Raw genomic sequence first — 313 nt, 5'->3', positions numbered from 1 at the left:
GTGTTCGTGTTCCCGGGGCAGGGGTCGCAACGGTTGGGTATGGGCCGTGAGTTGTACGACCGGTATCCGGTGTTCGCGCGGGCGTTGGACGATGCGTGCGCCGCCCTGGACGGGCACCTCGGGGCGGAACTCCCCGTCAGGGATGTGGTCTTCGGGGAGGCGGGGTTGCTCGGCGAGACGCTGTGGAGGCTGTCCGGGGGGTTCGCCCTGGGGGCCGCCCGCACCTAGCCCGTCCTGGACCCCGCCGGGGTGACCTCCCCCGGCGACGGCGGCGCCGCCGCCGAGCCCCGCGTGCGCCGGGCTCTCACCGTCT

Annotated in this window: 1 protein-coding gene; it reads left to right on the top strand. The window is 74.4% G+C overall.

The window, feature by feature from the left end; genetic code table 11:
* Positions 1-228 (top strand): acyltransferase domain-containing protein (locus WH85_RS46395; RefSeq protein WP_157411675.1); only part of this gene is annotated, 228 nt, incomplete at its 5' end.
* Positions 229-313 lie beyond the last annotated feature (85 nt).

Origin of the sequence: Actinoplanes rectilineatus (assembly GCF_000962825.1) — a bacterium.
GTDB lineage: Bacteria > Actinomycetota > Actinomycetes > Mycobacteriales > Micromonosporaceae > Actinoplanes > Actinoplanes rectilineatus.
This window is presented reverse-complemented; position numbering and strand designations above follow the sequence as displayed.